This window comes from Plectonema radiosum NIES-515, from assembly GCF_025753815.1.
GTDB classification, from domain to species: Bacteria; Cyanobacteriota; Cyanobacteriia; order Cyanobacteriales; family Nostocaceae; genus Hassallia; species Hassallia radiosum_A.
This window is the reverse complement of record NZ_JAOWRF010000243.1, coordinates 1-7,457: the sequence shown is the minus strand read 5'-3', so window position 1 is coordinate 7,457 and position 7,457 is coordinate 1. Positions and strand designations below refer to the sequence as shown.

Sequence of the window (7,457 nt, the reverse complement as noted above, 5' to 3'; positions counted from 1 at the left end):
CCTCCACTCCTCCCCAGAAATGCGGTACTGCTGGGCGATATAATAAAACGCGTGATAGTAATTCTTAAATTCAGAAGCTGGCGATCGCCCTTGCCAATAATATTTCACTTGAAGAGTTGTTAATGTCAGTGTCATTGAACTTTCTTGGCTACCAACTTCTACCTCCAGCACCCCAAATACTCCTTGGTTCGTCTTAAAGTTAGGATTTATGGTTTTTTTAGCGTTTTTATCTGTAATTAGGGCATCTGGTAGCCGATTATCCCCCCAGCCGCGAATTTCTACTCTCGTATTTTGCGGTGAAACAAAGGCGATGCCATCATTATTTTCTGGTGGTGGTAAAGAAGTCCAACTGCTGGGATATAAAAACTCAAAGCCATAGCGGGAATTAGTATAAGTTCTCCATGTCACATCGGAGTTGATGAAACTGGGCGCACTACAGCCGCATAAGATTAACGATAAGGCGATCGCATAAGTTTTTCGTTTTCTATAGGTTTTAGTAGCGGTAGACATTGTTACACCTTTTGCAAAGGTTCGCTGATGAACGTAAATAAGGAAGATCATCAGCTGGAAAATCCACTTTTGAAAGACTTTTCCTTGATAGCTTCTGATTTTACACAACACTAGCAATATCTGTACTTTCTACCTCTTGTGTGTAACAAAACAGCTAATATTTTCTCACTGATCTACATTTGCATCAAATCAGATTTTTGCCAAAAGTCAAGAAATGTAACGAAATTGGCGTCAAAACGTTTTACCGTCTTGACAAGTTAGAACCAAACCTATATCGTGAATTACATACCCGGGTAAGACCAACAAAAGTTATATGCAAACGAAGCAAAAGGTTACTTTATATTTGTCGCCAGAACTACACAGGAAACTGAAGATTCGTTCAGCAGTAGATTGTGAACCAATGTCAGAACTTGCAGAACGTGCCCTCGTTTTCTACCTGGCAAATTCAGAGTTAGTTGATGAAGTAGAAGCTTCAAATTATGGACGAACTCATAAAGTTTATTCCTGTCCAAGTTGTGAGAGTTCATTAGTCTTGCGCGACGGAGAATTGGTAGCCCTAGGCAATCAAGCAGGAGTAACTCAAGAGCGTTTACCCGTCAATAAAATGGATGAGGATGAAGCTTATCCCAAAGGTGAGGAAGAATTAGTTCCTTGCTAGACCGGAATTATGAATGTAATATTCATAACTCGTCGGTTGCCACGATCAACGATGTCATTACTGTCTTTATAAGGTCTCACGTAGGTCGATAGTATGAAAGAAGAGCTAAATATCCTCATTCAAGCTCAATACCCTCTAATCTACCTTGTGACCTCCGAGGAAGAGCGGGCAGAGCAATCAATTTCCACAATCGCCCAATTGTTAAAGCCTCTGCGACGAGTTTATGTATGGACAGTAACTCACGGCATCGTGGAGTATGGGCAACCCCGGAATGTGACTCAGCATAACACCGTTTCTCCAGAAGCGGCGATTGAGTGGGTAATCCGGCAGAGAGAACCAGGTATATTTATTCTTAAAGATTTACATCCGTTTATTGATGCGCCTGCGACAACAAGATCGTTAAGAGATGCGATCGCCAGCTTTAAAGGAACGCAAAAAACCATCATCTTGATGTCTCCAATGCAGCAAGTTCCTATAGAACTGGAAAAAGAAGTTGTTGTTCTTGACTTTGAGTTACCAGATATGGCAGAGTTAAATAAAGTATTAACTCTACATCTAGACCAAAATCGCGGACGACGGCTAACAACAGAAGCGCGAGAAAAGCTTCTCAGAGCAGCTTTAGGTTTAACTAAAGATGAAGCCGAAAAAGTCTACCGTAAGGCACAGGTAACTATCGGGCGTTTGACGGAAGATGAAGTAGATATAGTTTTATCTGAGAAAAAGCAACTCATTCGGCGCAATGGTATATTAGAATACATAGAAGAAGATTCAACCATTGACGCTGTAGGGGGCTTAGAAGAGTTAAAGAAATGGCTCAAGCAACGCTCTAATGCTTTTACAGAAAGAGCAAGAGAATATGGTTTGCCTCAACCCAAAGGAATGTTAATTTTAGGAGTTCCCGGTTGTGGTAAGTCGTTGATAGCCAAAACCACTTCTAGGCTGTGGGGTTTACCTTTGTTGCGCTTAGATATGGGGCGAGTTTACGACGGCTCAATGGTGGGTCGAAGTGAAGCCAACCTACGTAACGCCTTGAAGACAGCAGAATCGATTTCTCCAGCGATTCTATTCATTGATGAATTAGATAAATCCTTTGCTGGTAGTGGTGGTTCTGGTGATTCCGATGGTGGTACTTCCAGCCGAATTTTCGGTTCTTTCCTCACCTGGATGCAAGAGAAAAAATCTCCAGTGTTTGTGATGGCAACTGCAAACAGAGTAGAACGCTTGCCTGGGGAATTCTTAAGGAAAGGACGCTTTGATGAGATTTTCTTTGTCGATCTGCCGACACCGGAAGAACGGCAAGATATATACAAGATTCACCTAACGAAACGCCGTGAAGACATTGCTCGATTCGACTTGGAACAACTAGCCAAGATGTCTGACGGCTTTTCAGGAGCAGAAATTGAACAAGCGATCGTTGCGGCAATGTACGAAGCTTTTGCCCAAGAACGCGAGTTCACCCAGTTAGATATTATTGCTGCACTCAAGGCAACACTGCCGCTGTCTCGAACGATGCAAGAACAAGTCACAGCCCTCAGGGACTGGGCTAGACAGCGCGCAAGACCCGCAGCATCCTCCGTAGCTGAATATCAGCGAATGGAGTTCTAAAAGCTTTCCCCTGCTAACACGGGGGCAAAGGCTAGCTCAAAGGCTAGCAGTTAAGAAAAAAGCCGCGTCCTGATATGCGCGGCTGTGCCTAAAACAAACCGTTGTCGTTTTTCCCAATCTTCTCTCTGGAGGAAACCCAAATGTCTCATTTTAGCACTCTCCGTACCAAAATCACCGACGCTGAAATCCTCAAAGCTTCCTTACGTGACCTAGGTATCAGCACAAAGACAGAAGCTGATGTTCGTGGTTACAACGGTCAACGTGTTCGTTCTGACATCGTTGCTGTGTTGGAAGGCGAATATGATTTAGGTTGGTCTCGCAACAGCGACGGTTCCTTTGACCTAATTGCTGACCTGTGGGGCGTTGCTAAGAAGCACAATCAGACCGAGTTGATCAACTCGATCAACCAAAAGTATGCCGTTAACAAAACATTGGCTGAAGTGAAACAGCGCGGTCTGCAAAATGCCAACGTTAAGTTGGTATTGCAATAATATTTCTCTGCGCGTTCCCTTCTTCTGCACGGGTTAACCAGGTTTAGTACCAGTTAGCCTGCTTTTTTATCGGGGCTGAGTTTATTCTCAGTCCCGATTTTAATATCCACATTGTTGATCGCATCACCCATCGTTGAAATCCTCAAAGGCTTGACAAGGAATTGCATATTTTAGGGATTTTGTCTAAGACAAAGCGCGTACCCGTAGTAACCCAAGGAAAGACCACACATCGTACTTGTACTTACCAATGATTATGAGTTTCACCCAAATAATCGCAGTATTCTAATGTTGATGCGATCGCGCAGCGACTCTGCAAGAGTATCGCCAATGCCAGTAAAATAAACTCATGGAAGCACAACCAAGATAAATCCAACGTTATGTGACGCAATTAATTTTGCAAAGTTCCTTTCCATAACTGGTTTTATCGGCTTTGCAATGCCAACTCCGGGTGCGAAACACCCGGAGAGTCGTGTGGGCATCCACGACAAAACCTCAGTTAAAATTAAAAATTCTCTGTTTTAGAATAAAATAACAGAGTTTTATACTCGTGTGATTTTTGAATTTTACCTGCTTCTACAAATGATTCGACAATAGATTTAGCTGTACCCCATGCAAAGGAACCCGTGTAGAAAACAATCTGTCCTCCGGGATTAAGTTTATCTAAAAATAGCTGAAGTAGCGATTCATCATTTTGATTTACCAAAGGGGCATTTTGAGGTATATAGAATTCACATAAATGGAAAAGCGTCACAATATCAAACATTGGTAAATTTCTTGCCGTTAATGTGTATATATCTCCAAAAAGAACTTTATAAAATTTACTGAGAGAACTATCTTTAACAACCAATTTGATATATGACTGCTGTTCTAAAGCTGAAGCTGTAATTCCCATAATTTCATTTGGTTGAGTCAGCTTTTGATTTTGCAAACCGATAAAATGATGTTCTCCTGTACCAAAATGGAAGATATTTTTACCATGAATTTTTGATTCTTGAATGTATTCAACAAAATATAGATCGCACGGACAGCGCTTTGGATCGAAACGCCATATAGATGTTTCTTGAAAAAATCCCATTCCCAAACTATTAAGAACTACCGGGCGCTTTAGTCCAATGGCATATAATAATTTTATGGGTAAATAATTCTCTGCAAAATATTTAATTTTTTGTTTTATGGTTACTGTACTCATAATTAACTACCTCAAAAAAGATCAACTACAAGAATAATTGAACACTTGACATTTATTTATTTTAATTGCGTAAATGTTTGTCAAATAAATCATCTAAATTTTGTTGAGCCTAGAAATTATGCACTTGACAGCTATGATATTATGTGTATAAAGAAAATTTGGTCGTTCCAGGCTTTTGACAATTACCCTGAGTGGGTGACGTAGACCAACCCAGGCATCGCGTTCAAAAGCATCAAAAAATGAGGTTTGAATGCCCCAAACCCATGCCTCTTGACTTCCTTTTTTACAATAACTTTTTTAAAGGCAATGTAAATCCCGGTACAACATCTTCACCACTTAAAGTTGCCGTTGCTGGATATTGAGTAATTGAACCATCAATTCTATAAACAAAAGCTTGCTGATTAGAAATATCAATTAACCATCCCAAACGCACACCATTGGCAATATATTCTGCCATTTTTGCCTTGAGTTTTTCCAAGCTGTCATTTTTAGAACGAATTTCAATGACAAAATCAGGTGCTAAATTTATAAATTGGTCTTCTTGCTGATCCCAACCTGATGGTAAGCGTCCTTTCGCCACAAAAGCAGCATCAAGAGATTTTACAGCAGTATTGGGTAATCTAAAACCGGTACTTGAACTGAAAACTTCACCTAAATCTTGACTTTCAACCCAAGTTAGTAGATAAGCTCCTGCTTTTATTTCTCGATTTCCAGAAATTCCCCCAGTTGGTGGCATAGTTTCTAAAGTTCCATTCGCATTACGTTCAAATCGCAGTTCTGGATTCTCTGAACTCATTTGCATCAAATCTTCATCAGAGTACCAAGATGGCAAAATAGCTTTTTCGCTTTTCATAACAATGCTTTCCACTTTTATTGGCTCGATCCCAATAATTTGGGAATTAGAACGGGTGGTTTTAGAAATAGAAGTTTTGACGGTTCTTCCGCTCATTACTCTGGTGGGTAAGGAATAGTAATTGAACCAAATTCAGTTGACTTGCCGTTTTTAATTGCATCGAAAGTACCTTTAATAGTACCTGCGATCGGCACAGCAACAAGTGTCCCCAACAACCCAGCAATTTCAAATCCCATCAAAATAGAAACGAAAATCCAGATAGGATTAAGTCCAATAACATCACCGAGTAATTTCGGCGCTATCAAATTATCTTTAACCTGCTGCAACAAAACCGCTGCTATTGCGACTTGAATTGCTAGCCACCAACTTTGTAGCAGTACCAAAATCGTCACCAAACCGATACCAAGAGACGCACCAATAAAAGGAATCAGTTCGGAGATGCCAATAAGTATGGCAAATAACAAAGCAAACGGCACTTTGAGAATCAAGAAAATCGGGGTGAGACAAACTATCATAAACAGCCCCAGCAAAAGTTGGCTGAGGAAAAAGTTGTGGAAATTGAGCCGCAAAGATGTAATTAAGGGGACTCGAATGTTAGATGGTAAGAGATTAACCATACCTGACCAAACGCGATCGCCATACAAAAGCATGTAAAATGCCAGTACGACTATTAACACCAGATTAAGTAATCCTGATAGCAGCGTCCCAGCCACCCCTACAGCACTAGAGGCTAGTTGTTGCACCACGTTCTGAATACTGGCATTGATTTGATTGCTCACCACGCTTAAATCTAATGGTAAACGCCGCTTTCTCGCCAAAACCTCAAACTGTTGTAAGTTTTCTTGACTAGCGCTTAACAAACCAGGAATCTTATTTAAAAGTTGAAGCGTTTGGTCAACTACTATCGGCACTAAGGTGACACCCAAAATCACAAACAGCGTTAAAGCTGCTAGCAAAACTATAATCACTGCCTGAGTGCGCGTAATTCGAGCGCGTTCAAAAAATTTCACTGGATAATTCAGTAAAAAAGCAAGAATCGCGGCAACGATCAAAATCGTAATTGGATGCTGAAATAACTGATAAAACTGAGATACCAACCAAATATTCAGAGCGATAATCGGACCGCTCAGACCATAAAATAACAGACTTTTAACAGAGGCTGAACGGCGCATATTGGCTGGGGACTCTGGGGAGCGGGATAGTTAAAATTCAGCTGGTGCTGATGAATATGATAGATATTTTTAACAAAGGTGTGTAACCGTAGCTGATAAAAAAAGCAAATCATCATGGACAAAACTATAGCTGATCTTCGCAAAGATTATACCTTAGAGGGTCTAAGCGTCTCGGAAGTTGATTTTAATCCTTTTAAACAGTTTAAAAAATGGTTCAATCAGGCACTAAATGCCCAACTTCCCGAACCGAATGCCATGACTATTGCCACTGCTACATCAGAGGGCAATCCGTCGGCAAGAATGGTGTTACTAAAAGATTTTGATGAGCGGGGTTTTGTTTTTTACACTAACTATAACAGTCAAAAAGGACAAGAATTAGCCGAAAACCCGCAGGCTTCTCTGGTTTTTTGGTGGGCGGAACTAGAACGCCAAGTCCGTATTTATGGGCTGGTAGAGAAAGTTTCTGAATACGAGTCAGATGAGTATTTTCACAGTCGTCCGTTAAACAGTCGCTTAGGTGCGTGGGCATCTAATCAAAGCGAGGTGATAGAAAACAGAGAAGTTCTTGAGCAACGCTTGCAAGAACTTCAGGTAAAATATGAAAATCAAGATGTGCCGCGACCGCAGCACTGGGGAGGGGTGCGAGTGATACCCGCAGAAATTGAGTTTTGGCAAGGACGCCCCAGTCGTCTGCACGATCGCTTGCTTTATACTTGCTTGGATGATAAAAGTTGGAAAATACAGCGCTTGTCACCTTAATCGTTTTCGTCTAGCCAAGGTGGTATTGCACCTAATAGCTTTGGTGGTTCTATTCCACGAGAACCACCCGGCTCAGTTTTGCGAGGTTTGCCAGTATTTGGTGGCTTGATGTCTCTTTCGGAACCACCCTTTTGTTCTTTATTTTTGTCATTGCTCATTTTATACTTTCCTTATTAATTGGGAATTGGGAATTGGGCAGGGGGACAAGGGGGACAAGGGG

General features: G+C 41.2%; 9 protein-coding genes. 4 read left to right on the top strand and 5 right to left on the bottom strand.

The genetic code is table 11. The annotated features are described in order from the left end of the window. A partial coding sequence (locus OGM63_RS16745; RefSeq protein WP_263746729.1) for a hypothetical protein occupies positions 1 to 510 on the bottom strand: 510 nt, incomplete at its 3' end. Between the two features lie 313 nt (positions 511 to 823). Between OGM63_RS16745 and OGM63_RS16740 the strand changes: the two genes are divergently transcribed. From OGM63_RS16740 to OGM63_RS16730, 3 genes are all read left to right on the top strand, one after another. Then, positions 824 to 1,168, top strand: coding sequence for a slr0373 family blue light stress response protein (locus OGM63_RS16740; RefSeq protein ID WP_263746728.1), 345 nt, complete (start codon positions 824 to 826; stop codon positions 1,166 to 1,168). A 93-nt stretch (positions 1,169 to 1,261) separates the two neighbouring features. Further along, positions 1,262 to 2,773 (top strand): stress-responsive protein Ycf46, encoded by a 1,512-nt coding sequence (gene ycf46, locus OGM63_RS16735; protein ID WP_263746727.1) that lies wholly within the window; start codon positions 1,262 to 1,264, stop codon positions 2,771 to 2,773. Between the two features lie 140 nt (positions 2,774 to 2,913). Beyond that, positions 2,914 to 3,264: a DUF1257 domain-containing protein gene (locus OGM63_RS16730; RefSeq protein ID WP_029636060.1), complete on the top strand. Its 351-nt coding sequence runs from the start codon at positions 2,914 to 2,916 to the stop codon at positions 3,262 to 3,264. 502 nt (positions 3,265 to 3,766) lie between these two features. On the opposite strand, the gene OGM63_RS16725 is transcribed toward OGM63_RS16730, so the two are convergent. From OGM63_RS16725 to OGM63_RS16715, 3 genes are all read right to left on the bottom strand, one after another. Next, positions 3,767 to 4,453, bottom strand: a complete 687-nt coding sequence (locus OGM63_RS16725) for a hypothetical protein (RefSeq protein WP_263746726.1) — start codon at positions 4,451 to 4,453, stop codon at positions 3,767 to 3,769. Positions 4,454 to 4,736: 283 nt separating this feature from the next. Further along, positions 4,737 to 5,306, bottom strand: a complete 570-nt coding sequence (locus OGM63_RS16720) for a Uma2 family endonuclease (protein WP_263746725.1) — start codon at positions 5,304 to 5,306, stop codon at positions 4,737 to 4,739. 95 nt (positions 5,307 to 5,401) lie between these two features. Continuing rightward, positions 5,402 to 6,478 carry an AI-2E family transporter gene (locus OGM63_RS16715; RefSeq protein ID WP_263746724.1) on the bottom strand — a complete coding sequence of 359 codons (1,077 nt, stop codon included), beginning with the start codon at positions 6,476 to 6,478 and terminating at the stop codon, positions 5,402 to 5,404. 114 nt (positions 6,479 to 6,592) lie between these two features. Between OGM63_RS16715 and pdxH the strand changes: the two genes are divergently transcribed. Next, the gene (pdxH, locus tag OGM63_RS16710) at positions 6,593 to 7,237 is read left to right on the top strand and encodes a pyridoxamine 5'-phosphate oxidase (protein WP_263746723.1); all 645 of its coding nucleotides are present in this window, start codon (positions 6,593 to 6,595) and stop codon (positions 7,235 to 7,237) included. Here the strand turns inward: pdxH and OGM63_RS16705 are convergent. After that, on the bottom strand, positions 7,234 to 7,395 hold the full coding sequence (locus OGM63_RS16705) for a hypothetical protein (protein WP_263746721.1): 162 nt from the start codon (positions 7,393 to 7,395) through the stop codon (positions 7,234 to 7,236). The two genes, pdxH and OGM63_RS16705, sit on opposite strands and share 4 nt — an antisense overlap. Between the last annotated feature and the right edge of the window lie 62 nt (positions 7,396 to 7,457).

Excerpts from the sequence above, each read along its gene's own strand:
- OGM63_RS16740 (WP_263746728.1), top strand. The coding sequence starts at position 824 with ATGCAAACGAAGCAAAAGGTTACTTTATATTTGTCGCCAGAACTACAC.
- ycf46 (WP_263746727.1), top strand. The coding sequence starts at position 1,262 with ATGAAAGAAGAGCTAAATATCCTCATTCAAGCTCAATACCCTCTAATC.
- pdxH (WP_263746723.1), top strand. The coding sequence starts at position 6,593 with ATGGACAAAACTATAGCTGATCTTCGCAAAGATTATACCTTAGAGGGT.
- OGM63_RS16725 (WP_263746726.1), bottom strand. The coding sequence starts at position 4,453 with ATGAGTACAGTAACCATAAAACAAAAAATTAAATATTTTGCAGAGAAT.
- OGM63_RS16715 (WP_263746724.1), bottom strand. The coding sequence starts at position 6,478 with ATGCGCCGTTCAGCCTCTGTTAAAAGTCTGTTATTTTATGGTCTGAGC.
- OGM63_RS16720 (WP_263746725.1), bottom strand. The coding sequence starts at position 5,306 with ATGAAAAGCGAAAAAGCTATTTTGCCATCTTGGTACTCTGATGAAGAT.
- OGM63_RS16705 (WP_263746721.1), bottom strand. The coding sequence starts at position 7,395 with ATGAGCAATGACAAAAATAAAGAACAAAAGGGTGGTTCCGAAAGAGAC.
- OGM63_RS16730 (WP_029636060.1), top strand. The coding sequence starts at position 2,914 with ATGTCTCATTTTAGCACTCTCCGTACCAAAATCACCGACGCTGAAATC.